This is a genomic window from Knoellia sp. 3-2P3, from assembly GCF_029223115.1.
Classification (GTDB): Bacteria; Actinomycetota; Actinomycetes; order Actinomycetales; family Dermatophilaceae; genus Pedococcus_A.
Map to the genome: position 1 here is coordinate 916,098 of NZ_JARGZE010000001.1, position 23,473 is coordinate 939,570.

22 protein-coding genes and 2 tRNA genes are annotated in these 23,473 nt (G+C 72.2%); 5 read left to right on the plus strand and 19 right to left on the minus strand.

The window, feature by feature from the left end:
* Positions 1-5: 5 nt before the first annotated feature.
* The gene (locus tag P0Y31_RS04385) at positions 6-2,138 is read right to left on the minus strand and encodes an acetate--CoA ligase family protein (protein ID WP_275866829.1); all 2,133 of its coding nucleotides are present in this window, start codon (positions 2,136-2,138) and stop codon (positions 6-8) included.
* Positions 2,128-4,488 carry a bifunctional salicylyl-CoA 5-hydroxylase/oxidoreductase gene (locus P0Y31_RS04390; protein ID WP_275866830.1) on the minus strand — a complete coding sequence of 787 codons (2,361 nt, stop codon included), beginning with the start codon at positions 4,486-4,488 and terminating at the stop codon, positions 2,128-2,130. The genes P0Y31_RS04385 and P0Y31_RS04390 overlap by 11 nt, the downstream gene beginning before the upstream one ends.
* A 76-nt stretch (positions 4,489-4,564) precedes the next feature.
* Here P0Y31_RS04390 and P0Y31_RS04395 point away from each other — a divergent pair, with 76 nt between their 5' ends.
* Positions 4,565-5,377, plus strand: coding sequence for an SDR family NAD(P)-dependent oxidoreductase (locus tag P0Y31_RS04395; RefSeq protein WP_275866831.1), 813 nt, complete (start codon positions 4,565-4,567; stop codon positions 5,375-5,377).
* On the opposite strand, the gene P0Y31_RS04400 is transcribed toward P0Y31_RS04395, so the two are convergent.
* Together P0Y31_RS04400 and P0Y31_RS04405 are read right to left on the minus strand one after the other, a co-directional pair.
* On the minus strand, positions 5,364-5,789 hold the full coding sequence (locus tag P0Y31_RS04400; protein ID WP_275866832.1) for a thioesterase family protein: 426 nt from the start codon (positions 5,787-5,789) through the stop codon (positions 5,364-5,366). The genes P0Y31_RS04395 and P0Y31_RS04400 overlap by 14 nt on opposite strands.
* A complete protein-coding gene (locus tag P0Y31_RS04405; protein ID WP_275866833.1) occupies positions 5,786-7,447 on the minus strand; it encodes an AMP-binding protein in 1,662 nt (553 codons plus the stop codon). The genes P0Y31_RS04400 and P0Y31_RS04405 overlap by 4 nt, the downstream gene beginning before the upstream one ends.
* A 147-nt stretch (positions 7,448-7,594) precedes the next feature.
* Between P0Y31_RS04405 and P0Y31_RS04410 the strand changes: the two genes are divergently transcribed.
* Entirely contained in the window at positions 7,595-8,449 is an 855-nt protein-coding gene (locus P0Y31_RS04410) for a PaaX family transcriptional regulator C-terminal domain-containing protein (protein ID WP_275866834.1), read from the plus strand.
* A gap of 139 nt (positions 8,450-8,588) precedes the next feature.
* On the opposite strand, the gene P0Y31_RS04415 is transcribed toward P0Y31_RS04410, so the two are convergent.
* From P0Y31_RS04415 to P0Y31_RS04450, 8 genes are all read right to left on the minus strand, one after another.
* Positions 8,589-9,137 (minus strand): hypothetical protein, encoded by a 549-nt coding sequence (locus P0Y31_RS04415; RefSeq protein WP_275866835.1) that lies wholly within the window; start codon positions 9,135-9,137, stop codon positions 8,589-8,591.
* Between the two features lie 213 nt (positions 9,138-9,350).
* Positions 9,351-10,055: an ABC transporter ATP-binding protein gene (locus P0Y31_RS04420; RefSeq protein WP_275866836.1), complete on the minus strand. Its 705-nt coding sequence runs from the start codon at positions 10,053-10,055 to the stop codon at positions 9,351-9,353.
* Entirely contained in the window at positions 10,052-10,834 is a 783-nt protein-coding gene (locus P0Y31_RS04425; protein WP_275866837.1) for an ABC transporter ATP-binding protein, read from the minus strand. Before P0Y31_RS04425 ends, P0Y31_RS04420 begins: the two co-directional genes overlap by 4 nt.
* Complete coding sequence (locus tag P0Y31_RS04430) at positions 10,831-11,784, minus strand: branched-chain amino acid ABC transporter permease (protein WP_275866838.1); 954 nt, start codon at positions 11,782-11,784, stop codon at positions 10,831-10,833. The genes P0Y31_RS04425 and P0Y31_RS04430 overlap by 4 nt, the downstream gene beginning before the upstream one ends.
* On the minus strand, positions 11,781-12,659 hold the full coding sequence (locus P0Y31_RS04435; RefSeq protein ID WP_275866839.1) for a branched-chain amino acid ABC transporter permease: 879 nt from the start codon (positions 12,657-12,659) through the stop codon (positions 11,781-11,783). Before P0Y31_RS04435 ends, P0Y31_RS04430 begins: the two co-directional genes overlap by 4 nt.
* A 68-nt stretch (positions 12,660-12,727) precedes the next feature.
* Complete coding sequence (locus tag P0Y31_RS04440) at positions 12,728-13,909, minus strand: ABC transporter substrate-binding protein (protein ID WP_275866840.1); 1,182 nt, start codon at positions 13,907-13,909, stop codon at positions 12,728-12,730.
* Positions 13,910-14,042: 133 nt separating this feature from the next.
* Positions 14,043-14,438 (minus strand): RidA family protein, encoded by a 396-nt coding sequence (locus P0Y31_RS04445; protein ID WP_275866841.1) that lies wholly within the window; start codon positions 14,436-14,438, stop codon positions 14,043-14,045.
* A 103-nt stretch (positions 14,439-14,541) separates the two neighbouring features.
* Positions 14,542-15,309, minus strand: a complete 768-nt coding sequence (locus tag P0Y31_RS04450; RefSeq protein WP_275866842.1) for an SDR family NAD(P)-dependent oxidoreductase — start codon at positions 15,307-15,309, stop codon at positions 14,542-14,544.
* A 48-nt stretch (positions 15,310-15,357) separates the two neighbouring features.
* Between P0Y31_RS04450 and P0Y31_RS04455 the strand changes: the two genes are divergently transcribed.
* The 3 genes from P0Y31_RS04455 (at position 15,358) to P0Y31_RS04465 (ending at position 18,505) form a co-directional block, all read left to right on the plus strand.
* Positions 15,358-16,539 (plus strand): thiolase family protein, encoded by a 1,182-nt coding sequence (locus P0Y31_RS04455; protein ID WP_275866843.1) that lies wholly within the window; start codon positions 15,358-15,360, stop codon positions 16,537-16,539.
* Positions 16,540-16,589: 50 nt separating this feature from the next.
* The gene (locus P0Y31_RS04460; RefSeq protein ID WP_275866844.1) at positions 16,590-17,390 is read left to right on the plus strand and encodes an enoyl-CoA hydratase-related protein; all 801 of its coding nucleotides are present in this window, start codon (positions 16,590-16,592) and stop codon (positions 17,388-17,390) included.
* A 191-nt stretch (positions 17,391-17,581) separates the two neighbouring features.
* The gene (locus tag P0Y31_RS04465) at positions 17,582-18,505 is read left to right on the plus strand and encodes an NADP-dependent oxidoreductase (protein WP_275866845.1); all 924 of its coding nucleotides are present in this window, start codon (positions 17,582-17,584) and stop codon (positions 18,503-18,505) included.
* Between the two features lie 140 nt (positions 18,506-18,645).
* On the opposite strand, the gene P0Y31_RS04470 is transcribed toward P0Y31_RS04465, so the two are convergent.
* The 7 genes from P0Y31_RS04470 to P0Y31_RS04500 all read right to left on the minus strand — a co-directional run bounded on the left by P0Y31_RS04470 (position 18,646) and on the right by P0Y31_RS04500 (position 23,470).
* Positions 18,646-18,719 (minus strand) — tRNA-Asp (locus P0Y31_RS04470).
* A 22-nt stretch (positions 18,720-18,741) separates the two neighbouring features.
* Positions 18,742-18,814: transfer RNA gene (locus tag P0Y31_RS04475), tRNA-Glu, on the minus strand.
* A gap of 105 nt (positions 18,815-18,919) precedes the next feature.
* Positions 18,920-19,303 carry a GntR family transcriptional regulator gene (locus tag P0Y31_RS04480; RefSeq protein WP_275866846.1) on the minus strand — a complete coding sequence of 128 codons (384 nt, stop codon included), beginning with the start codon at positions 19,301-19,303 and terminating at the stop codon, positions 18,920-18,922.
* On the minus strand, positions 19,300-20,358 hold the full coding sequence (locus P0Y31_RS04485) for a PHP domain-containing protein (RefSeq protein ID WP_275866847.1): 1,059 nt from the start codon (positions 20,356-20,358) through the stop codon (positions 19,300-19,302). Before P0Y31_RS04485 ends, P0Y31_RS04480 begins: the two co-directional genes overlap by 4 nt.
* Before the next feature lie 10 nt (positions 20,359-20,368).
* Positions 20,369-21,214, minus strand: coding sequence for an oxidoreductase (locus P0Y31_RS04490; protein WP_275866848.1), 846 nt, complete (start codon positions 21,212-21,214; stop codon positions 20,369-20,371).
* Positions 21,215-21,286: 72 nt separating this feature from the next.
* Positions 21,287-22,111 carry an SRPBCC family protein gene (locus P0Y31_RS04495; RefSeq protein ID WP_275866849.1) on the minus strand — a complete coding sequence of 275 codons (825 nt, stop codon included), beginning with the start codon at positions 22,109-22,111 and terminating at the stop codon, positions 21,287-21,289.
* A gap of 150 nt (positions 22,112-22,261) precedes the next feature.
* Positions 22,262-23,470 carry a cysteine desulfurase-like protein gene (locus P0Y31_RS04500; protein WP_275866850.1) on the minus strand — a complete coding sequence of 403 codons (1,209 nt, stop codon included), beginning with the start codon at positions 23,468-23,470 and terminating at the stop codon, positions 22,262-22,264.
* Positions 23,471-23,473 lie beyond the last annotated feature (3 nt).

The following is a 23,473-nucleotide window of genomic DNA, read 5'->3' on the forward strand; positions in this document are numbered from 1 at the left end:
GTCTGTCAGGCCTCCTGGCGGGCGGTGGGGCCGGTCGGGGCGATGTAGGCCGCATCGAGCACGCGCACGCCGCGGCCGGCTGCGAGCACCGTCACGGGGTTGAGGTCGAGCTCGAAGCCGGCGGGCCATGCTGCGACCAGGTCGCTGACCCGCAGCACGGCCTCGACCAGGGCCTCACGGTCGGCCGGAGCGGCTCCGCGCACCCCGGAGAGCAGGGCGCCGAGCCGGGTCTCGTCGACCATCGCCTCCACGCCGTCGCGCCCCACCGGCAGCACCCGGAGGGCGACGTCGTGGAGCACCTCGGTGAGCACGCCACCGACACCGACGGCCAGCACCGGACCCAGCGGTGAGGGCGAGACACCGACGAGGGCCTCGACGCCGCCGGGCACGAGCTCCTCGACGAGCACCTCTCCGCCGAGCGCCGCCACCTTCTCCCAAGCGGCGCCCGCGTCCTGGGCGGTCACGCCGACGATGACGCCTCCGGCGTCGCTCTTGTGCAGCAGGCCGGGCACGACGGCCTTGAGCACCGCGTGGCCGCCGACCTCTGCGACGGCTTCGCGGGCATCCTCCGCCGAGGTGGCGACCCGGCCGCCCGGCACGGGGATGCCGGCGGCTGCCAGCAGCTCCTTCATCTCCTGCTCGCTGGCACCGGCGCTCGGCACCGCCTCGGCGGCAGACCCGGCAGACCCGCCGGACAGGCGAGCCGGGGCAGGCGCGGACGGACGCTCGGCCGAGAGCTGGACCAGGGCCGCCGCCGCGCGGACCGCCCGGGCAGGCGTGGGGTAGCAGGGAATCCCGGCCGCGCGCATCTGCGCGCCTGCCCGGGGCGCGAGGTGGTCCGCACCAGTGCGGACGGCGATCACCGGTATGCCGGACCGCTCGGCCACGCGGGCCAGGCTCGCCACGACGTCGTCGACGTCCTTGCCGGTGAGCACGCAGAAGCACGCGACGATGAGGTCGACGCCCGGGTCGTCGGCGATGACGTCGAGGGTGCGGTCGAAGAGGCTGGCGTTGCTCATCACCGAGGCGGTGACATCGACCGGGTTGGCCGTCGAGCCGAACGCCGGGACGATCTCGTCGAGCACGCGCAGGGTCTGCGGTGACAGCTCGGCCATCTGCAGACCATGGGCCTCGATGGCGTCGGCGGCGAGGATGCCGGAGCCGCCGGACGTCGTGACCACCGCGAGGCGTCGACCCTTCGGGCGCTGCCGGGCCGTCATGGCGTCACCCACGTCGAGCAGCTCGTCGACGTCGTCCACACGCACGATGCCGAGCTGTCGCAGGGCGGCGTCGACGACCCGGTCACCCGCCGCGAGGGCCCCGGTGTGCGAGGCTGCCGCGCGGGCGCCCGCGTCGGAACGGCCCGCCTTGAGCACCGCGACGGGGGTGCCGGTGGCCGCGACGGCCCGCAGGCCCTCGAAGTCCGCGACCGTCTCCAGGTAGGCGAGCAGCCCCCGGCAGCCCGGCTCGACAGTCAGGGACCGCATGACCTCGACCGCCGAGACGTCGGCCTCGTTGCCCGTGTTGACCACCCAGCCGAGGCCAAGCCCGCGCTCGAAGGCCAGCGAGACGGCTCCGTAGCCGAGGGCACCGCTCTGGCTCACGAAGCCGATGTCGCCGGGCACGAGCTCGGTGTGCTCACCGGAGAACAGCGGCGAGAAGGAGGTGACCTGACCCGTGGCGACCCCCACGCTGCCGATGCAGTTGGGCCCCACCAGGCGCACCCCGCCGTCGCGCGCTGCGCGCACCACCTCGTCCTGCAGGGCCGCTCCCTGCTCGCCGGTCTCGGCGAAGCCGCTCGTGCAGATCACCGCGACCGGAACTCCGGCGGCCGCGCAGTCCTGCACGGCCGCGAGCACCCGCGACGCGGCCACCATGACCATGGCGAGGTCGACCGGGCCCTGCTCCTCGACGCACTCGCGCAGCGAGGCGTACGACCGCAGCCCGGCCACGGGAGCGCCGTCCGGGCGCACCGGGAGGATGCGACCGGCATACCCGTAGCGCTGGAGGAACTCGACCGGCAGCCGTCCCAGGGAGCCGGCCTTGTCGCTGGCGCCGATGACGGCGACGCTGCGGGCGGACCACAGGGCGGCGAGGGGGTCACGGCCCGTGGCGGGGGCGTCGTGCTCAGGCGTCATGCGGGCGCCACCTGGCGTGCCGGGTGCCGGTCGCGCCCTCGCGGACCAGCTGCAGGCGCGGCTTGGGACCGTCGGTGCGGCCGGCCTGCGGCTTGCGGCGGCCGGCGCGCCAGGGCATCGGCCACTGCGCGCCCGGGCCGTCGTAGTCCTGCTCGACCGCGGCGTGGAGGGTCCAGCTCGGGTCGTAGAGGTGGGCCCGGCCCACGGCACACAGGTCGGCCCGGCCCGCCAGCACGATCGAGTTGACGTCGTCCCACGACGAGATGATGCCGACCGCGATCGTGGGAATGCCGACCCGGTTGCGGATCGCGTCGGCGAAGGGCGTCTGGTACGACCGGCCGAACGCGGGCGCCTCGTCGGGCGTGACCTGGCCGGTGGAGACGTCGATGGCCGCGGCGCCGGCGTCCTTGAACGCCTGGGCGATCTGCACGGCGTCGTCGACGTCGATGCCGCCCTCGACCCAGTCGGTGGCGGAGATGCGGGCCGTCATGGGTCGCTCGGCCGGCCACGCCGCGCGTATGGCCCGGAAGACCTCGAGCGGGTAGCGGAGCCGGTTCTCGAGGCTGCCGCCGTACTCGTCGTCGCGCTGGTTGGTCAGCGGCGAGATGAACGACGACAGCAGGTAGCCGTGGGCGCAGTGCAGCTCGAGCAGGTCGAAGCCGGCGTCGGCCCCACGACGCGCGGCGTCGACGAACTGCGCCTTGACCTCGGCCATGTCGGCGTGGGTCATCTCCCGCGGCACCTGGTTGACGCCCGGCTGGTAGGCCAGCGGCGAGCAGGAGATGACCTCCCAGTTGCCCTCCTCGAGGGGCTGGTCCATGCCCTCCCACATGAGCTTGGTCGACCCCTTGCGGCCCGAGTGGCCGAGCTGCAGGCCGATCTTGGCGGGGGTGTCGCGGTGCACGAAGTCGACGATGCGCGCCCAGGCCTGCTCCTGCGCGTCGTCCCACATGCCGGTGCAGCCAGGGGTGATCCGTCCCTGTTCCGAGACGCAGACCATCTCGGTCATGACGAGGCCCGCGCCGCCGAGCGCCTTGCCGCCGAGGTGGGCGAAGTGGAAGTCGGTGGGCATGCCGTCGCCCTTCGCGACGTACATGTCCATGGGGGAGACGACGACCCGGTTGGCGAGCTCGAGGCCACCGAGCCGGAAAGGCTGGAACATCGGGGGCGCGTCGGCCCGTCCGCCCTCGACCTGCCCGGCGAACCAGTCGTCGATGCCCGCGACGAACTCGGGGTCACGCACCTTGAGGTTGTCGTGGGTGACCCGGCGGCTGCGCGTCATGATGTTGAACGCGAACTGGGCCGGCTCCTGGTGGGTGTACTGCCCGAGGTTCTCGAACCACTCGAGGCTGGCCTGGGCCGCGCGCTGGGTGGACTGGACCACCGGCTTGCGCTCCGCCTCGTAGGCGGTCAGTGCCTCGTCGAGGGTGTCGTGCTCGTGCAGGCAGGCGGCGAGGGCCAGGGCGTCCTCCATGGCGAGCTTGGTGCCCGACCCGATGGAGAAGTGCGCGGTGTGGGCTGCGTCGCCGAGGATGACGACGTTGTCGTGCCGCCAGCTCTCGTTGCGGATGGTGGTGAAGGAGATCCAGCGCGAGTTGTTGGCCATCACGTCGTGGCCCCCGAGGATGTCGCCGCAGAGGTCCTTGACCTTCTCGATCGACTTCTCGTCGGAGTCGCCGGGGCGCCACTCGCGGTCGGCGAAGGCGTCGAACCCCGCGGCGCGCCAGACGTCCTCGTGCATCTCGAGGATGAAGGTCGAGCCCTTGTCGTCGAAGGGGTAGCCGTGCACCTGCATGACGCCGTGCGGGGTGTCGAGGATGTGGAACGTGAAGGCGTCGAACACCTTCGAGGTGCCGAGCCACATGTACTTGCACTTCCGCACGTCGAGCGTGGGGCGGAAGGTCTCCTCGTAGCGGCGGCGGACCGCCGAGTTGAGGCCGTCGGAGGCGAGCACCAGGTCGTGGGTGCGCGAGAGCTCCTCGACGTCGGGCGCCTCGGTGAGGAAGTGCATCGTCACCCCGAGGTCGCGGCAGCGCTCCTGGAGGATCTCGAGCAGCCGCTTGCGGCTCATCGCGGCGAACCCGTGCCCGCCGCTGGTGAACACCTCGCCGCGGAAGTGGACGTCGATGTCGTCCCAGCGGGCGAACTCGCGCTGCATCGCGGCGTAGACCGCCGGGTCGGCGTGCTCGATGCCGCCGAGGGTCTCGTCGGAGAACACCACGCCGAAGCCGAACGTGTCGTCGGGCGCGTTGCGCTCCCAGACGGTGATCTCGTGGTGCGGGCCGAGCTGCTTGGCGAGGGCGGAGAAGTACAGGCCCCCCGGGCCGCCGCCGATCACAGCGATCTTCACAGGCACTCCTGTTGTCCAGTGGTCGACCGCCAGAGTATGTTGCGCTGGAAACGATCGTCAACAGAACGGTATGAAGATGAGCCAGCTCCAGGACCGCTTCGCGGACCGTTTTGCTGGGCGGGTCGCCGTCGTCACGGGCGGCTCCGGCGGCATCGGCCGGGCGGTCTGCGAGGGTTTCGCCGCTCAGGGGGCCGCGGTGGCCGTGGTCGACCTCGACCAGGCCGCCTGCGACGCGACCGCCGCCGCCCTGTCGACCGGCACCTCCGGAGCCGGGGGCGCCGGGGGCGCCGGCGCCAAGGGGTATGCCGTGGACGTGCGCGACCAGCGCGCCGTCGCCGACCTCATGGCGCAGGTCCGCGACGACCTCGGTGGCCTCGACGTGCTGGTGACCCTGGCCGGCGGGTCGCTGGGCACGCCCAAGGCGGTGGAGGACATCGCCCCCGAGGACGTCGACCTGGTCGTCGACGTCAACGTCAAGGGCACCTTCTACTGCGCCCAGGCGGCCGTCGCGCAGATGGGCGAGCGCGGCGCGGTCGTCACCGTCTCCTCGATCGGTGGCCGCCAGCCCTCGCCGGTGACGGGGGTGCCGTATGCCGCGTCGAAGGCCGCCGTGCTCGGCCTCACCCGCCGGCTGGCCCGCGAGGTCGGCCCGCGCGGCATCCGGGTCAACGCCGTGGCGCCCGGGCTGTTCCTCACCGGCAGGCTGCAGAAGATGTACGACGAGATGCCCGCGGCCGAGCGCGACGAGGTGCTCAGCGCCATTCCCCTCAGCCGGTTCCCCGAGCTGCGCGAGATCGTCGACCCCACGCTCTTCCTGGCCTCCGACGAGGCGTCCTACATCACCGGCGTCGTGCTCGACGTCAACGGCGGGCGGTTCATGCCCCTCTGACGACGGCTGGCGCCTCGCCGCGCAGGATGGCGGCCACCTTGTCCGGCCACGGCTGGGCGCCCTCGCCGGCCGGGTCGGACCGCACGCACACGAGGCGTCCGCGGGCAGCGGGCGTCTCGCCGCGGCATACCTCGAAGTCGTAGGTGAGCGAGGTGCGCCCGACCTCGGCGATGCGCAGCTCCACCACCACCTGGTCGCGGAACCACAGGCGCTCGAGGTAGTCGACCTCGTAGTGCACGCGCGGCACGTGGCCGAACAGCTCGGGCAGGCCGAGGGCGAGGTGCAGCTCGGACTCGGCGGCCTCGACCCAGCGGATGACGCTGGAGTGGTGGTAGTGGCCGGCGGCGTCGGTGTCCGGCCACTCCACCGTCCGCTCGACGCGGATCGACGGCTGGGTCGCAGGTGGCGTCACAGCGCCGGCTCGCCCGCCTTCTGGTGCTCGAGCTGGCGCAGCTTGAACCGCTGCAGCTTGCCCGAGGAGGTGCGCGGCAGGGTGTCGACGAACTCGATGACGCGCGGGTACTTGTAGGGCGCGATCACCGACTTCACGTGGTCCTGCAGCTCCTTGGCGCGGGCGGCCCGCGAGGCCTCGTCGGGGAGCGTGTCCAGCCCTCCTGCAGGCACGACGAAGGCCTTGACGACGTGGCCGCGCGCCTCGTCGGGTGAGGCGACCACCGCGCACTCCAGGACGTCGTCGCGCGACATCAGCGCCTCCTCGACCTCGGGCGCCGAGATGTTGTAGCCGGAGGAGATGATCATGTCGTCGCTGCGGGCCTGGTACCAGAAGTAGCCGTCCTCGTCGCGGACGAAGGTGTCGCCGGTGACGTTCCAGCCGTCCTGGACGTAGACGAGCTGGCGGTCGTCGGCGAGGTAGCGGCAGCCCGTCGGGCCCTGCACGGCCAGGCGACCGGGCTCGCCGTCGGGCACCTCGTTGCCGTCGAGGTCGACGACCTTCGCGACGTAGCCGGGCACCGGCTTGCCGGTGGCGCCGGGGCGGATGTCGTCGTCGGCGGCGGAGATGAAGATGTGCAGCATCTCGGTGGAGCCGATGCCGTCGATGAGCCTGACGCCCGTGGCCTCGCGGAACGCCTCCCAGGTGGCGCGGGGGAGGTGCTCGCCGGCCGAGACGGCGCGGCGCAGGGAGGCCAGCCGGCTCGCGTTGCCGCTGGCGATCATGGCCTTGTATGCCGTGGGGGCGGTGAAGCAGACCGTCACGCCGTGCTGCTCGATCAGCTCGGCGAGCTGGTCGGGGGTGGCGCGCTCGACCAGCAGGGTGGCGGCGCCGACCCGCATCGGGAAGACGACCAGCCCGCCGAGGCCGAAGGTGAACGCGATCGGCGGGGTTCCGGTGAAGACGTCGTCGGCCTCAGGGCGGAGCACGTGGTGGGAGAAGGTGTCGGCGTTGGCGAGCACGTCGCGGTGGAAGTGCATGGTCGCCTTGGGGCGGCCGGTGGTGCCCGAGGTGAACGCCAGCATGGAGACGTCGTCGGCAGCGGTGTCGACGTTGGTGAAGTCGCTCGGCTTGTCTGCGGCGAGGGCGTCGAGCTCGCCGCCCTCACCGGTGGCGCCGTAGGTCACGGTGCGCAGGTCGGGGATGTGGGCTGCCTGGAGGTCCTCGGTGAAGCGGCTGTCGCAGAGGGCGAGCTGGAACTGCCCGATCGAGCCGATGGTGGAGAGCTCGCCGGCTCGCAGCATCGGCATGGTGGGAACGACCACCCCGCCGGCCTTGAGCACCCCGAACCAGCTGGCGACCAGGCCCGGGTTGTTGGGGCCGCGCAGCAGCACGCGGTTGCCCGGCACCAGGCCGAGGTCCTCGGCGAGGACGTGGGCGATGCGGTTGGCCCGCTCGAGCAGGTCGCCGTAGGTCCAGCGAGTCCCGTCCGGGGCGAGGAGGCAGGGGCGGTCGGGGCCGAGGCGCTCGACCATGGCGTCGAGCAGCTCGACGGCGCAGTTGAGGCGCTCGGGGTACTGCACCTCCGGCACGTCGAAGCGCAGCACCGGCCACTGCTCCTGCGGCGGCAGGTTGTCGCGGCAGAACGTGTCGACGTGGGCGGACGGGCTGAGTCGCATCCAGGGCCTCTCACTGTCGAGCGCGCGACGTCCTTGTCGGCGCTACCTCCGGTGCCCAAGTATGTTCCAACAGTTACGACAGTCAAGAGTGCTGCATAAATCGCCGGCGGACCTCCGGGCCTCCGTGCGGGCGGGTAGTGTCCTGCCGTGCCCGACTCCGACCTCGCCGAGGACCTCACCACGGCGCCCGCCGAGACGCGTCCACGGGCGCTCATCGTGACGATCTACGGCCTCTACGCGCGCGAGATGGGCGGCTGGCTGAGCATCAGCGCCCTCATCCGGCTGCTCGACCGCCTCGGCGTCGACGAGCCGGCGGTGCGCTCGTCGATCTCGCGGCTCAAGCGCCGGGGCATCCTCGAGGCCGAGCGGGTCGACGGCAGGGCGGGTTACGCGCTGTCGTCACGGGCGCGCGAGATCCTCGACGAAGGTGACCGGCGGATCTTCGACCGCGCCCGCGCCAGCCTGCGTGACGGCTGGGTGCTGGCGGTGTTCAGCGTGCCGGAGTCGGAGCGGCAGAAGCGCCACATGCTGCGCTCGCGGCTGACCTGGCTGGGCTTCGGCACCGTCGGCCCCGGTGTGTGGGTGGCCCCCGGTCACCTCGAGGCCGAGACGCGTGACGTGCTGGAACGGCAGGGACTGGCCGACTACGTCGACCTGTTCCGCGCCGACTACCTCGGGTTCGGCGGTGTGGAGGACGAGGTCGCCAAGTGGTGGGACCTCGAGAGCCTCGACGCGCTCTACCGGGAGTTCCTCGACGTCTTCGAGCCGGTGCTGGCCGGGTGGAAGGCGAGGCGCAACCGCGACGACGAGGGCGAGGCGTTCGCCGACTACGTGCGGGTGCTCACCGCCTGGCGGCGGCTGCCCTACCTCGACCCGGGCCTGGCGCCGGAGCTGCTGCCGCGCCAGTGGTCGGGCGCGACGGCCGCCGACCTGTTCTTCGCGCTGCAGCGCCGTCTCGAGACGCCCGCGCACCGCTTCGTCGAGGCCGTCCGCACGGCCTGACCTTCGCCGGTTCGGGGTATTCCCGCGCGCTATAGCGCGCGCGAGTACCCCGAACGGCGGGAGCGGTCGCGATGGGTGCGGCACACCTGGTCCATGAAGGCCGGGCGCTGGGCCGCTGGCGGGCTACCCGCCTCCCAGCTCATCCGTTCGCTTTGAACTCGACCCTGAGGCCGTCCGTCGCATCGAATCGGTACCAGATGTCGACGACCTCAAACGTTCCATCGAACTCCGGGTCAAACGTGGTCAAGTCAATTCGGCTGCCCAAAAGCAACCCGCGAGCACTGGTAGTGCACTGAGCGGTCAGGCCCTGTGCTCGGCGGCGCACGGAACCGGACTCGACCTCCGCCCCAAACCGTAGGGGCACGCTCGGGCGTGACGAACCAAGGGGGCCCGTGCCAGCGGAGAACAGGGCAGTTGCGTGACCGATGGCGGGTAGTACCCGCGTCTCGACCCCCGTCAGCCAACCGGAAAAGATCTCCTCCTGCGGCGGAAGCACTATTGCAAGCCGTTCTGCCTCGATCGCGGCGCGGTTCGACGGCATGTCATCCAGTCGGCCGAGGATCTGAGCTTCCGCGGTTGCCCGGGCGGCGCTGACATGCACGACAAGTGATGTGAGGTTTGGGATCAGCTGCCGACGGCCAACTCTGCTGATGACGACCTGTGGGGCGGCATACGCCTCAGGGGGCATGTCGGGAGTCTAGGGCGGTCGGCGCGGTGGGCTCGGCGGTCGCGGATAGCGAGGCATGCCCAGACCGTCAGGCGCACGTGGCCGCCGGCGCGAGCGGGCGGCATACGGCTGTGGACAGCAGGGCCAGTGAAGCCAGCCTGTGCATCGCTGGTTCGGGGTGTTGCCGCGTGCTATGACTCGCGGCCATACCCCGAACCGGGGAGGGGTCGGGGGCTAGACGCCGAGGAGGCTGCGCGCCCGAGCCGGGTCGGACCGGAAGTCCTCGAGGGTCGTGTCGAGCCGCACCGAGCCCTTCTCGAGCACGACGACCCGGTCGGCCACCGAGAAGGCAAGCCGCAGGTCCTGCTCGACCAGCAGCACCGACATGCCGGTCCGGCAGAGCTCGTGCACGACCTCGCCCACCTGGTGCACGACTGCCGGTGCGAGACCGTCAGAGGGCTCGTCGAGGAGCATCAGCCGCGGGTTGATGAGCAGGGCCCGGGCGATGGCGAGCATCTGCTGCTCGCCACCCGAGAGCTGGTCGCCGCGGTTGCCGAGGCGCTCCCCGAGCCGGGGGAGCAGGTCCAGGACCCGCGCGCGGTCCCAGTCGCCCTTCCGGCCGGCTTTCTCGGCCACCGCCAGGTGCTCGGCGACGGTGAGCGGGGCGAACACCCGGCGGCCCTGCGGCACGAACCCCACGCCGAGCCGGGCGATCGCGTCAGGACGCCTGGCTGCCATCTCGTGCCCGTCGATGACGACCGACCCGCGGGATGCGCGCACGAGCCCCATCACCGTGTTGACCAGGGTCGACTTGCCCACCCCGTTGCGGCCGAGCAGTGCGACCACCTGGCCGTGGGCGACGTCGAGGTCGACACCGGCGAGCACCCGGCTGCCGTCGTAGCCGGACTCCAGGCCGCGGACCTGCAGCATGGCGGTCATCGTGCCTCCTGGGGGAACAGGTCGCTGGTGTCCTCGGCGCCGAGGTAGGCCCGCTGGACCTCCTCGCTCGCCCTCACCTCGGCAGGCGATCCGGTGAGGAGGTGCTGCCCGAGGTGCATGACGGTGACGGTCTCGGCGAGGCCGAAGACCAGGTCGAGGTCGTGCTCGACGAGCATCACGGTGATGTCGCGCGGCAGGTCGAGCACCATCTGCTTGAACCGCGCGGTCTCCGCCGCCGACATGCCTGCGGCGGGTTCGTCGAGCAGCAGCACCGACGGCTCTGCCCCGAGCGCCACGGCCACCTCCAGCTGGCGGCGCTCGCCGTGCGACAGCGAACCGGCCGGGGCGCCGCTGCGGTCGTCGAGCCCGATGGAGGAGAGCAGCTCGTGCGACCGGTCGAGCACCGCCGACCGTCGTCGCAGCGGCCGCAGCATCGACCAGTGCGCGCCCTGCTGCCGCTGCACCGCCATGGCGACGTTCTCGAGCGCGGTGCACTTGAGGAAGAGGGAGGAGTGCTGGAAGGTGCGCACCAGGCCAGCCATGGCTCGCCGGTGCTCCGACATCGACGTCACGTCCTCGCCGTGCAGCACCACGCGACCCGCGGTGGCGGGCAGGGTGCCGGCGATGAGGGCGAAGAGGGTCGACTTGCCCGCGCCGTTGGGCCCGATCACCGCGTGGCGGGTGCCGCGCTGCACCGCCAGGCTCACGCCCTCGACGGCTCGCAGGCTGCCGTAGTGCTTCGTGATCCCGTCGAGCTCGAGGGCCGCCGCCGTGCTCATGCCGCCACCTCCTGCTCCCGCGCCGGCCGCTTGAACTGGCGCACCCCGCCGGAGATGCCGCGCGGCAGCAGGTAGACCGCGATGACGAAGAGCGCGCCGAGCAGCAGCGGTCCGTGGCCGTCGAGGTTGCCGCCGATGTAGTCGCGCGCGACGATCACGACCGCCGCGCCGAGGCAGGCGCCCCACATCGAGCCGACCCCGCCGACGATCACGGCCAGCAGCGCGAGCGCGGCCACCTCGAAGCCGAGGTCGCCCGGCGCGACGAACCGCTGCGCGGAGGCCCACAGCGATCCGGCTGCGCCGGCGACGCCGCCCGCGATGACGTAGGCCGTCAGCGCGTGACCGGTCGAGTGGTAGCCGACCGCCTTGAGACGCGCCTCGTTGTCGCGCAGACCCCGCAGCGTGAGCCCGAACGGGGAGCGCAGCAGCAGGGCGATCGCGCCGTAGAGCAGCAGGAACACCGCGAGCACGTAGTAGAAGACGAGGCCCTCGTTCACGGTCGGGGCCAGACCCGGCGCCGCGACCAGGGGAGGTATGCCGGACAGGCCGTCGGTGCCGTGCGTCACCGAGTCGAGCCGGCCGGCTGCGCTGTAGGCGATCTCACCGATCGCGAGCGTGATCATGAGGAACGGCACGCCCCGGGCCCGCACGGCGACGGGGCCGGTCAGCAGCGCTGCGGCCGCACCCGCCAGCACGGCCACGACGACCTGGACCGGCCCGAGGTCGGTGAGGTGGATCGCCGTCAACGCACCGGCATACGCGCCCACGCCGAAGTATGCGGACTGGCCCAGGGTCGGCAGGCCGGTCACCCCCGTCAGGAGGTTGACGCTCATGGCGAGCACGGCGAAGACGAGGATCTTCGACACGGTCGCCACGGCATACGGGCCCATCACCCACGGCACGGCGAGCAGCGCGAGCAGGACCGCCACGTAACCGAGCCGCGCCCTCATGAGCGGCCCACCAGCGAGACGAGGCCCTGCGGGCGCCAGGCGAGCACGACGAGCATGGCGCCGAAGAGCAGGAACGGCGCGTAGGTCGGGAGCAGGGCGACGCCGAGGGTCTGCACCTGCCCGATGACCAGCGCCCCGAGCAACGCGCCCTTCACCGAGCCGAGCCCGCCGATGACGATCACGACCAGGGACAGGACGAGCACGTTCTCGTCGACGCCCGGACCCGGCGCCAGGATCGGTGCGCCCAAGGTGCCTCCGAGGGCGGCGAGCGCGGCCCCGAAGGCGAAGACGCCGAAGAGCACGAGCCGGGTGTCGATGCCCATCGCCCGCACCATGTCGCGGTCGGCGACCGTGGCCCGCACCAGCGCGCCGAGCGAGGACCGCTCGAAGGCGAGGTAGACCGCCGTGGCCAGCAGCCCGGCGACGGCGATGAAGACGAGCCGGTAGACGGGGTAGCGGTGGCCGAGGATCGTGGCCGAGCCGGCGAGGGCGTCCGGCGGCTGGGTGGGGACGACCTCGGCGCCGAAGATCATCACCATCACCTCGGCGGCGATGAGCGAGACGCCGAGGGTGAGCGCCGCCTGGTCGAGGTGCCCGCGGGTCGACAGCGGTGCCGTCATCGCCGCGAGCAGCGCGCCGCCGAGCACCCCCGCCGTGACGCCGACGGCGATGGCGAGCGCGAAGCCCATCCAGCTGCCGTCGGAGAGCGCGTAGGCCGCGAACGCCCCGACGAGGTAGAGCGACCCGTGCGCGAGGTTGAGGACGTCCATCATCCCGAAGACGAGGGAGAGGCCCACGGCGAGCGTGAACAGCAGCAAGCCGTAGGCCACTCCGTCGACCATGCTGACGAGGTTGGTGTCGAACCAGTCGAGCACAGGTCCAGCCCTTGTCTGTTGGTGCGGATGTCTGGTGGTGCGGTTGTCTGTTGCTCGGGGGACCGGCCTCAGCCGAGCTCGCCGAGCTCCTCGATGACGACGTTGGCGAGCTTGCCGTCCTGCTCCTTGACCTCGCGCAGGTACCACATCTGCTTCGGGGTGCCGTTGTCGTTGAACGACCAGGTGCCGCGCGGGCTCTCGATGTCACCGAGCTGGCCGATCGCGTTGTTGATCGACTTCGAGTCGGTCTTGCCGGCCTTCTCGATGGCCATGTCGATGACGCGGGCGGCGTCGTAGGAGGCCATCGCGTAGGTCGTCGGCTGCTTGCCGGTGGCGGCGACGTAGGCCTCGACGAACTTCTTGTTGACCTCGTTGTCGAGGTCGGCCGAGTAGTTCATCGCCGTCTTCGTGCCGAGGGCGGCCTTGCCCTGGGCGGTCAGGACGCCGCCCTCGGTGAGGAAGCCGGCCGAGTAGTGCGTGACCTTGCCGGCGAGGCCGAACTGGTCGTACTGCTTCACGAAGTCCACGGCCGCGCCACCGGCGTAGAAGGTGAAGACCGACTTGGCGCCGGACTTCTGGAGGTTGGCGAGGAACGGCTGGAAGTTCTTGGTGCCGGGGAACGGCGTGTAGACCTCGGCGGCGACCTTGCCGCCGGCGGGCTCGAAGGTCTCCTTGAAGCCACCGGTCTCGTCCTTGCCGGCCTGGTAGTCGGCGGCGAGCAGGTAGACCGGGCCCTTCTCCTGCTTGGCGACGTAGGCGCCGAGCGCCTTGCCGGGCTCGTCGTTGACGTAGGAGGTGCGCCAGACGAACTTCTTGCCGGTCAGGGTGGTCGGCGAGGCGTTGGAGCCGACGAGCGGGATCTGGGAGGTCTCGAAGAGGTCGACGATGCCGTTCATGGTCGCCGAGCTGACGACGCCGGTGACGACCGTGGCCTTGTCCTGCTTGACGAGCTTGTCGGCGGCGGCCTTGCCGGTGTCGGCGGTCTCGCCCTCGTCGGCCGTGACGACCTGCACCTCCTTGCCGCCGAGCTTGTTGCCCTTCTCCTTGAGGTAGACCTCGAAGCCGGCCTTCATGTCGTCGCCGAGCGACTTGTAGACGCCGGACTGCGGCACCAGCAGGCCGATCTTCACCGGGCCGGTGGCCTCCTCCGACGACGAGGTTCCGAGCGTCCCGCCACCGCAGGCGGCAACACCGAGCGTGGAGCCGAGAGCGAGTGCGAGCGTGAGTCGAGTGGTGCGTCGCGGCGTCATGGCCATCCCTCCCTTGGGCGCGGCCGTCGGCCGCTCAGTGGCCCCAGACCATATGGCGTCTTTGTGTCGTTCGTCTAGAGAACGACACAACGAAATGCGAACGGTCCGTGGTGCCGTGCGGCAGGGAGGGTGGTCAGGGGAGGATCGCGAAGCCCTGCACCTCGACGAGCGCCTCGGCGTCCCAGAGGCGCGAGACGCCGATGCCCGCCATCGCGGGGTAGTCGCGACCCACCAGGCGCTTCCACACCCGGCCGATCTCGGCTGCGTGGGTGCGGTAGTCGTCCATGTCGACGATGTAGACGGTCAGGCTGGCGAGGTGCCCCGGTTCGCCCCCCGCGGCTCGAAGCGCCGCCAGGAGGTTGCCCAGCGCCTGCTCGAACTGCGCCACGACCCCCTCGCCCACGATGGCGCCCGAGGCGTCGAGGGCGGTCTGCCCGGCGAGGAAGACCGTGCGGCCCTCGCCCACGACCGCGTGGCTGAAGCCGCTCGGGCGGCCGAGCTCCGGGGGGTTGACGCGCTGCAGGGCCATCGTGGGTCCTCTCGTGGGTGGGTGACCGACAGTTGCCGACGGTATGCCGTGTGGCGGGCGTCGCGGGCGTCGCGGGCGTCGCGGGCGACCCCCGCGCTGCCGCTCAGGACTGCAGGGCGCCGCCGTCGACGTTGATGCCCTGGCCGGTGATGCCGCCGTTGCGGACGCAGGCCATCACCGCCTCCGCGACCTCCTCGGGCGTGATGAGCCGGCCGATCGGCTGCTTGGCCTCGAGGATCGCCCGCGCTTCCTCCGTGCTGCGGCCGGTCTTGGCGACGATGCCCTCGACGGTCGCGTCCGTCATCGGGGTGTCGACGTAACCGGGGCAGACCGCGTTGACGGTGACGCCGGTGCGGGCCAGCTCGGCCGCGGCCGAGCGCACGAGGCCGAGCACGCCGTGCTTGCTCGCGGTGTAGGCCGAGATGTAGGGCTCGCCCATCTTCGAGGCCACGGAGGCGAGCACGACGACGCGACCGCTGCCTCGCTCGACCATCGAGGGGACCGCCCGGCGCAGGCAGCGGAACGGTGCCGTGAGGTTGACGTCGAGCATGCGCTGCCACTGCTCGTCGGTGGTCTTCGCCACCGGTGCCGAGACGCCGGCGCCGGCGTTGGCCACCAGCACCTCGACCGGTCCCCACGCGGCCTCGACCGCGGCATACAGCTCCTCGACGGCGGCGCCGTCGGTGATGTCGCACGGGTGCACCAGGGTGGGGCCCCCGCAGGCCGCGGCCGTGGCCTCGAGCTCGTCCCGGCTGCGGGAGGTGAGCGCCACCCGGTGTCCTGCCTCGCTGAGCGCCACCGCCACGGCGCGGCCGATGCCGCGTCCGGCCCCGGTGACCAGGGCGACCGGCATGCTCTCAGGGGTGCTCACGGGCGCGACCTTGCCATTTGTCTGTTACGACCGTCAAGATTGCGACATATGAGCGAGCTACGCGAGGCCTACGTCATCGATGCCGTCCGCACCCCGTTCGGTCGCAACCGCGGCGGGCTGTCGCACATCCGCACCGACGACCTCGCCGCCCTGCCCATCGCCGAGCTGGTGGCGCGGCACCCGGGCCTCGACCCCGCCGAGGTCGAGGACGTCTACTACGGCAACACCAACGGTGCCGGCGAGGAGAACCGCAACGTCGCCCGGATGGCCGCCCTGCTCGCCGGACTGCCGGTGAGCGTCCCGGGCGTCACCGTCAACCGGCTCTGCGCCTCCGGCGGCGAGGCCGTGGTCCAGGCCAGCCGCGCGATCGCGACCGGTGACGCCGACCTCGTCATCGCCGGCGGCGTGGAGGGCATGAGCAGGGCGCCCTACGTGCTGCCCAAGCCCGACGAGGGACTGCCGCGCTCGATGCAGCTGCACCAGACCACCGTGGGTTGGCGCCTGACCAACCCGAAGTTCCCCGCGCACTGGACCGACTCCCTCGGGGCCTGCGCCGAGCGGGTCGCCACCGAGCTCGGCATCGGCCGCGAGGAGCAGGACGCCTGGGCGGTGCGCTCCCACCAGCGGGTCGCCGCGGCCTACGACGCCGGCAAGCACGACGGCTTCGTCATGGAGGTCGAGGGGGTCGAGCGCGACGAGTCGCTGCGGCCGGAGTCGACCCTGGAGTCGCTGGCCGCCCTCAAGCCTGCCTTCACCCGCGACGGCACCGTGACCGCCGCCAACTCGAGCCCGGTCAACGACGGCGCCCTCGCGGCGCTCGTCGGCACCGCCGCGGTGGCCGAGCGCCTCGGCGTGCAGCCGCTCGGCCGCATCGTCGCCTCGCGCACCGTGGCGGTCGAGCCCGACCGGTTCAGCGTCGCCCCCGTGCCGGCCATCGAGCAGGCCCTGCAGCGCGCCGGGCTGGCGGTCGAGGACGTCGACCTCTGGGAGATCAACGAGGCCTTCGCCGCCATGGTGCTCTCCACGCTGCACCGCCTGCCGCAGGTCGACCGCGAGATCGTCAACGTCAACGGCGGCGCCATAGCCATCGGCCACCCCCTCGGCGCCTCGGCGCCCCGCGTGCTCGTCGACCTGTGCCGTGAGCTGCGCCGTCGCGGCGGCGGTGTCGGCGTGGCGGCTGCGTGCATCGGCGTCGGCCTCGGCCAGGCCGTCGTCGTTCGCGTCGACTGATAGCCACCCCGATCGCCCGAACCCCCCACCCATCCACCAAGGAGCCGTGCATGATCCGCCCGGAGGACTACACCGACGTCACGTATGCCGTGGAGGAGGACGCGTTCGCGGTCATCACGATCAACCGGCCCGACCGGATGAACTCCTTCCGCGGGCGCACCGTCGACGAGCTCATCTCGGCGTTCAAGCACGCCTGGGCCGACAAGCGGGTGGCGGCGGTGATCCTCACCGGCGCCGGTGAGAAGGCGTTCTGCGCGGGCGGTGACGTCAAGGAGCGGGCCGAGACGGGCAGCTACGGCGAGACCGAGTGGGGGATGTTCGACATCCAGGGCCTGCACCGGATCATGCGTGAGATCCCCAAGCCGGTCATCGCCGCGGTCAACGGCGTCGCGGTCGGCGGCGGCCACGTGCTGCACGTCATCTGCGACCTGTCGATCGCCTCGGAGACCGCCCGGTTCGGCCAGGCCGGCCCGCGGGTCGGGTCGTTCGACGCCGGCTTCGGCTCCACCTACCTCGCCCGGGTGGTGGGGGAGAAGCGGGCCCGCCAGATCTGGTTCCTGCTCGACCTCTACGACGCCCACACCGCCGAGCGCTGGAACCTCGTCAACGACGTCGTGCCGCCCGAGCAGCTCATCGACAAGGCCCGCGAGTACGCCCGCAAGATCGCGTCGTACTCGCCGACGGCCCTGCGCTTCCTCAAGCACTCGTTCAACGCCGACACCGACCACATCAACGGCATCGGCAACGTCGCCTTCGACGGCCTCGACTTCTTCGTGAAGTCGGACGAGGGCATGGAGGGGGCGACCGCCTTCGCGGAGAAGCGCAAGCCCGACTTCTCCCCCTACCGCTGATCACTGCAGCAACCTCTGCTAGCAGCGGTTGCTGCCGGGGGCCCAGGTTGCTCCATGCCCCTGCGGCAGCAACTTCTGCTGAGTGGGGCGGCACGGCCAGCGGCCCGGCCAGCGGTGCGCCGGCGGTGGGGCCAACCCGCGCCGGTGTGCGGCGCGGAATAGTGAGCCCGCCGGCGCGGGTTGGCCCCACCATGCGTGCCATCTCCTACGACCACTACGGCGACCCCGACAACCTGACCCTCTCCGACCTCCCCGAGCCGAAGGTCGGCCCGGCGGAGGTGCTCATCCGCGTGCGCAGCGCCGCGGTCAACCCCGTCGACTGGAAGGTCGCGGCGGGCGGGCTCGACGCGCTGATGAACGTCACCTTTCCCGTCATCCCGGGCTGGGACGTCTCCGGCGTCGTCGAGCGGGTCGGCCTCGACACCCCGGAGTTCAAGCCGGGCGACGAGGTCATCGCCTACGCCCGCAAGGACTGGGTGCACGGCGGCACCTTCGCCGAGCTCGTGACCGTGCCGGTGCGCGCGGTCGCCCGCAAGCCCAAGGCCCTCGACTGGCACCAGGCCGCGGGCCTGCCGCTGGCCGGGCTGTCCGCCTACCAGCTGCTCAGCCGCCTCGGCCTGTCCCGCGACGACACCGTGCTGGTCCACGCGGCCGCCGGCGGGGTGGGGTCGCTCGCGGTCCAGATCGCCAAGGCCACCGGCGCCCGCGTCCTCGGCACCGCCTCCGAGGCCAACCACGAGGTGCTCCGCGACCTCGGCGCCGAGCCGGTGGCCTACGGCGACGGCCTCGCCGAGCGGGTCCGCGAGCTGGCTCCCGACGGTGTCGACGTCGTCGTCGACTTCGTGGGCGGTGTGCTGGACGCCACCCTCGCCGTGCTCAAGGAGGACGGTCGGCACGGGTCGATCGTCGAGGCCGAGGTGGCGGAGAAGGGCGGCCTCTACGCCTGGGTGCGCCCCAACGCCGCCGACCTCCAGGAGCTCGCGGACCTCGCCGACCGGGGCCTGCTCACCGTGCCGGTCGCGCAGGTGTTCCCGCTCGAGGAAGCAGCCGAGGCCTTCCGGCTCAGCCAGGGCGGGCACGTCCGCGGCAAGATCGCCATCGAGGTGAGCCGCTAGGAGCCGGTATGCCGGGTGCACACCGGTGCACCCGGCATACCGCTCCCGCCCGCCGGCCGCCCGGGCTCAGTCGGGGGTGACGGACGCCCCTGGGAAACGCGAAAGGCGCCGCTCTCTCGAGCGGCGCCTCTCATGTGAAGCGACCCCGACGGGACTCGAACCCGCGACCTCCGCCGTGACAGGGCGGCGCGCTAACCAACTGCGCTACGGGGCCTTGGTGTAGACCTTTTCTTGCGTATCCCCAACGGGATTCGAACCCGTGCTACCGCCGTGAAAGGGCGGGGTCCTAGGCCGCTAGACGATGGGGACCGGCTCTCGCCGAACCCCCGCGCCCAGCCAGCAGGGCTCGGATCCGTCGAGGACTCGGAAAGCATACGGGTCGGATGGCCATACGCCAAAACGGGCACGTCGGGGCTATCTGCGGAGCCTCCGGAAGGCCTCGCGCAGCACGGCGACGGCCTCTTCCTCGGGCACCTGCGAGAGCGTCGCGCGCTCGGCGAACGCGGCCGCGGCCCGGCGCAGGGCCACCTCGTCGCGCTGTGCGCCGGGGGCCACCACGGTGCCGGCCCGGCTGGCGGTGACGACGAGGCCGTCCGCCTCGAGCTCGCGGTAGGCGCGGGCCACCGTGTTGACGGCGACCCCGAGGTCGGCGGCCAGGCTGCGGACCGTGGGCAGGCGCTCGCCCTCGGCCAGGGCGCCGGAGTCGATCAGGCCGGCGAGCTGGCTGCGGATCTGCTCGAAGGGTGCCACGGGGGAGTCCGGCTTCACCGTGACGGGCGGCAGGCGCGGTGGGGTCATGGCCGTCTCCTCCGAGCCCACTCGACGAGGCGGTCGGCGTCCCATGTGTTGACGACCCGCTCCGCCGGCACGCCGAGCCGCTCGGCCCGTGCGCACCCCAGCGCCTTGAAGTCGAGCTGGCCCGGCGCGTGGGCGTCGGAGTCGATCGAGAAGAGGCAGCCGAGCTCGAGGGCCAGCGTGATGAGCTCGTCGGGCGGGTCGCAGCGCTCGGGGCGGCTGTTGATCTCGACCGCGACGTCGTGCTCCGCGCAGGCCTCGAAGACGGCGTGGGCGTCGAACTCCGACTGGGGTCGCTGCCCGCGCGATCCGGTGACCAGCCGGCCGGTGACGTGGCCGAGCACGTTGACGCGCGGGTTCTGCACGGCGGCGACCATGCGGCGGGTCATCGGGGCGGCGTTCATGCGCAGCTTGGAGTGGACGCTGGCGACCACGAGGTCGAGCCGGTCGAGCATCTGCGCGGTCTGGTCGAGGCTGCCGTCGTCGAGGATGTCGACCTCGATGCCCTTGAGCAGCCGGAACTGCCCGCCCAGCGACGCGTTGACCTGGTCGACCACGCCCAGCTGCCGCGTGAGCCGCTCGGCCGAGAGGCCGTTGGCCACCTTCAGGCGGGGCGAGTGGTCGGTCAGCACGAGGTAGTCGTGGCCGAGCTCGACCCCGGTCAGCACCATCTCGTCGATCGGGCTGCCGCCGTCGGACCAGTCCGAGTGCAGGTGGCAGTCACCCCTCAGCGCCTCCCGGAGGCCGTCACCGCCGTCGGCCAGCGAGTCGGGTGCCTTGTCCTGCAACGTTTTCAGGTATGCCGGGAGGTCCCCTCCCAGCGCCTCCTCGATCACCCCGGCGGTGGACTTCCCGATGCCGTTGAGCTCCTGGAGGGTCCCAGCCTCCGCGCGGGACGCGAGCTCGTCCGGGTCCGTGGCCCGCACCACGCCGACGGCCCGCCGGAACGCCTCGACGCGGTAGGTGCCGGCGCGCTCGCGCTCGAGGAGGAAGGCGATGCGCCGCAGGGCGTCGACCGGCTCGACGGGGGCGCCGACCGGTGTGATGCCAGTGACCACGGGCGGCGCCTCAGTGCCTGAACTGCTGCTTGACGATGGCGTCCCACACCCGGTCGCCGCCGAGCTGGCGAGCGGCGACCATCGCGCGGGCCGCGGGGGTGAGCAGGTAGCGGCTCCGTGGCCGCTCCGCCTCGACCGCCTTGAGGATGGTGCGGGCGACGCTCTCCGGTCCGGTGCCCACGACGGGGTTGGAGTAGCTCCCGGAGGTGTTCGCGGCGTTACTCGCCAGCAGGCCGGCATACGGTGAATCCGCTTGGGCGCCAGCGCCGCTGGCGACGGAGGCGTGGACGTTCTCCTCGAACCCGGTGCGGGTGATGCCGGGCTCGATGAGCACCACGTCGATGCCGAACGGGCGGACCTCGTTGCGCAGGGCGTCGCTGATGGCCTCCACCGCGTACTTCGTCGCGTGGTAGTAGCCGCCCACCGGGAAGGTCATCCGGCCGCCCATCGACCCGATGTTGACGATGCGGCCGCGGCGGGCGCGACGCATGCCGGGCAGCACGAGCTGGGTCATCCGGGCGAGGCCGAAGACGTTGGTCTCGAACATGGTGCGCACCTTGGCGAGGTCGGCCTCCTCGATGGTGCCGTACTCGCCGTAGCCGGCGTTGTTGACGAGGGTCCCCACCCGGCCGTGCTCTGCTTCGACGTGGCGCACGGCCTCCGTCATCGACTCCTCGGAGGTGACGTCGAGCGCCAGCACGCGGGCCCCGGCGGCCTCGAGGTCCTCCAGCGTCTCGAGGCGGCGAGCCGTGGCGTAGACCGTGTGGCCGGCCTTCACGAGGAGGTCGGCGGCGGCGCGGCCGATGCCGGAGGAGCAGCCGGTGATCAGGACGGGGTCGAGCGAGGTCTCGGGCATGGCGTCAGTCTCGCGCATGCCGACTCCGGTCGCGCGCGTCGCGGCCGGCGTTCTCGGGGCGGTGCGGCTGACCTACGCGGCGCGCGGGTAGCCCGACCCGGCGGAGGTGGCGGCTTCCGCGCGCTGCTTGATGCCCAGCAGCATGCGGCGCTCCATGATCGCGTGCGGCACCTCGATGGTCAGGGCGTAGACCAACGACGGCAGCCCTCGGTCGACGTGGGCCCGCGCGACGAGACGGCTGCGCCCCTCGCCGGCGGGCTCGACGACGTAGGCGCCCCAGTCCTTGACGACCAGCGCATGCCCGGGGTCGACCGCCTCGACCTCGGTGCCGAAGTCCGGCGTCATGCCGATGGGGTCGCCGGGCTGGACGTCCTGCCACTCGGGGTGGACGCGGTCGGCGCTGTGGATCTGGCAGCCGGCGAGGTTCTCCAGCCAGTCGTAGCTGTAGAAGCCGCCACGGTCCTGGCCGATCTGTGCCACCCATGGCCAGACCCTCTCGGGCGGGGCGTCGACCGTCACCGCACGGGTGATGCGCAGCGCGGGCGCGGGCCCTGCCGGGTCGTCACCGGGGTAGGTGCGCGCCCGCTCGGAGGCTGTCGACCCCCAGGTCATCAGCCAGGGGCGCACCACGGACAGGTAGAGCGGCGTCAGCACCAGCGCGGCGCCGGTCGCGGCCCAGGCGGTCCGCCGGGCGAGTGGCGCCTCGAGCCTGGACGGCCAGCGGCGCAGGGCTGCCACGGGCGCGAGGGCGCTCGCGGCGGCCAGGGTCACCGGCCCGCCGGAGGTCACTGCCATCGCGCGGGCGATGCGCAAGCCCTTCCTCAGGTCGAGGCGGGTGGGGGTGGGCTGGTCACCCTGCTGGGTCTGGTCGGGCTGCGCCGGGCGCTGTTCGTGCATGGCTTCCTCCTCAGGCCAGCCTCCAGCCTGCAGCCGTGAGGGGTTGGCGCGGTCGGGTCGAAGGTCCCCAGCCGGACTCCCTTTGTCGGGTCGGGGAATTGCCGCGCGGCATGGCACGCGCAGATACCCCGACCCGGCAAAGGGGCGGCGTCAGGCTCCGACGATCTCGGTGAGGGCGTCGACCAGCCGGTCGGCGTCGCTGTCGTCGTTGTAGGGAGCCAGTCCGATCCGCAGGGCACCGCTGTCGCCGAGCCCGAGCACGCGGGAGGCCTCGATGGCGTAGAAGCACGCGGCCGGGGCGTTGATGTTCCGCTCGGCCAGGGCCACCCGCACGGCTTGGGAGTCGTGGCCCTCGAAGCGCACCAGCAGCGTGGGGGTGCGACGGGCCGCGCGCGAGTAGAGCACGGCCCCCGGCAGGGCGGCGATGCCCTGCTCGATCCGCGCACGCAGGCGGTCCTCGTGCTCCTCCAGGCCCTGCATCGCGCTGAGCACCCGGTTGCGCCGGTCGCCGGCCCGGCCGAGCGGCGAGAGAGCGGCGATGAAGTCGACGGCAGCGGTGGTGCCGGCGAGCAGCTCGTAGGGCAGCGTGCCGAGCTCGAACCGCTCGGGGACGGCGTTCGACGACGGCAGCAGCTTGTCGGGGTGCAGGGTCTCGAGCAGCTCGGGGCTCGCCGCCAGCACGCCGCAGTGCGGGCCCATGAACTTGTAGGGCGAGCACGCGAACAGGTCGGCGCCAAGGGCTCGGACGTCGACCCCGACGTGCGGCGTGTAGTGCACACCGTCGACGTAGAGCAGCGCCCGCGTGCCGTGCACCAGGTCGGCAATGGCCGGCAGGTCGGGTCGGGTGCCGATGAGGTTCGAGGCGGCCGTGACCGCCACGAGACGGGTGCGCTCCGACAGCAGGTCCCCGACCGCGTCAGGCGCGAGCTCCCCGGTGGCCGGGTCGAAGTCGGCACAGCGCACGACCGCGCCGACCCGCTCGGCCGCCTGCACCCAGGGCCGGATGTTGGCGTCGTGGTCGAGGCGGGTCACGACCACCTCGTCGCCCTCTGCCCAGGTCTGAGACAGGGTGCGGGCCATGTCGTAGGTCAGGGCGGTCATGCTGCGCCCGAAGATGATGCCGCGCGGGTCGGCTCCCAGCAGGTCTCCCATGGCGCCGCGGGCGTCCTGCACGACCTGCTCGGCGCGGCGCTCGGCGCGCGTCACGGTGCCGCGGTTGGCGATGGCGGACGTCAGGGTCTCGGCCACCGCGGCGGCGACGACGTCGGGCACCTGGGACCCGCCGGGGCCGTCGAAGTGGGCGGCGCCCTCGGCGAGGGCCGGGAAACGGGCACGGAGCGCGGCGACGTCGAGGCTCATGTC

What these genes read in the sequence shown, in the direction of transcription:
- P0Y31_RS04395 (WP_275866831.1), top strand. Translation starts at nt 4,565, where the DNA reads ATGAGCCAGCTCCAGGACCGCTTCGCGGACCGTTTTGCTGGGCGGGTC.
- P0Y31_RS04500 (WP_275866850.1), bottom strand. Translation starts at nt 23,470, where the DNA reads ATGAGCCTCGACGTCGCCGCGCTCCGTGCCCGTTTCCCGGCCCTCGCC.
- P0Y31_RS04460 (WP_275866844.1), top strand. Translation starts at nt 16,590, where the DNA reads ATGATCCGCCCGGAGGACTACACCGACGTCACGTATGCCGTGGAGGAG.
- P0Y31_RS04385 (WP_275866829.1), bottom strand. Translation starts at nt 2,138, where the DNA reads ATGACGCCTGAGCACGACGCCCCCGCCACGGGCCGTGACCCCCTCGCC.
- P0Y31_RS04490 (WP_275866848.1), bottom strand. Translation starts at nt 21,214, where the DNA reads ATGCCCGAGACCTCGCTCGACCCCGTCCTGATCACCGGCTGCTCCTCC.
- P0Y31_RS04425 (WP_275866837.1), bottom strand. Translation starts at nt 10,834, where the DNA reads ATGAGCACGGCGGCGGCCCTCGAGCTCGACGGGATCACGAAGCACTAC.
- P0Y31_RS04445 (WP_275866841.1), bottom strand. Translation starts at nt 14,438, where the DNA reads ATGGCCCTGCAGCGCGTCAACCCCCCGGAGCTCGGCCGCCCGAGCGGC.
- P0Y31_RS04415 (WP_275866835.1), bottom strand. Translation starts at nt 9,137, where the DNA reads ATGCCCCCTGAGGCGTATGCCGCCCCACAGGTCGTCATCAGCAGAGTT.
- P0Y31_RS04480 (WP_275866846.1), bottom strand. Translation starts at nt 19,303, where the DNA reads ATGACCCCACCGCGCCTGCCGCCCGTCACGGTGAAGCCGGACTCCCCC.
- P0Y31_RS04440 (WP_275866840.1), bottom strand. Translation starts at nt 13,909, where the DNA reads ATGACGCCGCGACGCACCACTCGACTCACGCTCGCACTCGCTCTCGGC.
- P0Y31_RS04465 (WP_275866845.1), top strand. Translation starts at nt 17,582, where the DNA reads ATGCGTGCCATCTCCTACGACCACTACGGCGACCCCGACAACCTGACC.
- P0Y31_RS04455 (WP_275866843.1), top strand. Translation starts at nt 15,358, where the DNA reads ATGAGCGAGCTACGCGAGGCCTACGTCATCGATGCCGTCCGCACCCCG.
- P0Y31_RS04405 (WP_275866833.1), bottom strand. Translation starts at nt 7,447, where the DNA reads ATGCGACTCAGCCCGTCCGCCCACGTCGACACGTTCTGCCGCGACAAC.
- P0Y31_RS04420 (WP_275866836.1), bottom strand. Translation starts at nt 10,055, where the DNA reads ATGACCGCCATGCTGCAGGTCCGCGGCCTGGAGTCCGGCTACGACGGC.
- P0Y31_RS04495 (WP_275866849.1), bottom strand. Translation starts at nt 22,111, where the DNA reads ATGCACGAACAGCGCCCGGCGCAGCCCGACCAGACCCAGCAGGGTGAC.
- P0Y31_RS04430 (WP_275866838.1), bottom strand. Translation starts at nt 11,784, where the DNA reads ATGAGGGCGCGGCTCGGTTACGTGGCGGTCCTGCTCGCGCTGCTCGCC.